2 protein-coding genes are annotated in these 1201 nt (G+C 70.5%); both read left to right on the plus strand.

Annotation, left to right across the window (positions count from 1 at the left end; genetic code table 11):
* Positions 1-254: 254 nt before the first annotated feature.
* Positions 255-596, plus strand: a complete 342-nt coding sequence (locus tag V7053_RS17900; protein ID WP_334173617.1) for a hypothetical protein — start codon at positions 255-257, stop codon at positions 594-596.
* Entirely contained in the window at positions 593-1165 is a 573-nt protein-coding gene (locus V7053_RS17905; protein ID WP_334173618.1) for an AAA family ATPase, read from the plus strand. Before V7053_RS17900 ends, V7053_RS17905 begins: the two co-directional genes overlap by 4 nt.
* The last annotated feature ends 36 nt before the right edge of the window (positions 1166-1201 follow it).

A 1201-nucleotide genomic window follows, 5' to 3' on the forward strand; every position in this document is an offset into this window, starting at 1 on the left:
TCGTGGATCTGCCCTGGGGGCCCTCGTGTGAGGCCTCCACGGTGAAGGTTCTCGCGTCATGGCGGGTCACAGGGCCCCGGTTCATCGCCGTGCACCAGGGGCACCGGCAGGGTCTGCGGATCCTCCTGGACGGGGCGCACTACAGCGAGCTCCTCGTCAGCTGCGACAGCGCCGGAGATACCCGTCCCTCTTCGGCGATCGGCCGCAGAGCCGATGAACGCTGCGGATCTGTAGCAGACGGCTACACTCGAGGTATGACTGCGACTCCGACCCATCCCACGCGCATCGACCATGACGTCTACGAGGCCGCCAGGGTCGAGGGCGGAAGCGCTGCCGAGAGGATCAACCGGTGGGCCCGCATCGGCCGTGAGCTCGAGGCCTCTGCCAGCGGCTCGGCGGTGGCCCGTGTCCTGGCCGGCAACGGTTCGTATGATGCCCTGGCCGGCCGTGAGCAGGCCATCGTGCGGGCGGCCTGGGACGAGCGCATCGCGGCAGCTGTGGCCTCGCTGGACCTCGAGCGGGAACTGCTGGCCGCCGGGGGGGAGTGGGCCGAGGCCGATGACGAGGGCAACCTCGTCATCAGGGGCGGGGAGTGAGCGCACCGGTCCTGCATCTGCTGGCCGGACCGAACGGGGCAGGCAAGACCACCTTCGTCGAACGGGTCCTCGTTCCGGCCACCGGCCTGCCGTTCATCAACGCCGATGCGATCGCTGCACGGCGGTGGCCCGGCGCGGAGTCCGAACACGGCTATGAGGCGGCAGCGGAGGCCGGGGAGCAGAGGAGAAGGCTCCTGGCGGCCGGGGCCTCGTTCATTACCGAGACGGTGTTCAGCCACCCGAGCAAGGTCGAGCTCGTCGAGCAGGCCGCGGCCCGGGGGTACCTCGTGGCCCTGCACGTGATCATGGTCCCCGAGGAGACCACCGTTCGGCGTGTCGGGTACAGGGCCTCCCACGGCGGCCACAGTGTTCCCGAGGAGAAGATCCGCTCCCGCTACTCCAGGCTCTGGTCCCATGTCGCGGCCGCGCGCCGGGTGGCCGACCGGGCCAGGTTCTACGACAACAGCCGGGCCGCGAACCCGTTCCGGCTGGTCGCCGTGTACGAGCACGGCATCGAGGTGGGGGAATCCCAGTGGCCGAAGTGGACCCCGCCCGCGCTCCTGCAATAGGGTCCCCGGACGCCGGAGGGCTCCGCGTGCGGTGCC

Source organism: Sinomonas sp., assembly GCF_036848755.1.
Taxonomy (GTDB): domain Bacteria; phylum Actinomycetota; class Actinomycetes; order Actinomycetales; family Micrococcaceae; genus Sinomonas.

What these genes read in the sequence shown, in the direction of transcription:
- V7053_RS17900 (WP_334173617.1), top strand. Translation starts at nt 255, where the DNA reads ATGACTGCGACTCCGACCCATCCCACGCGCATCGACCATGACGTCTAC.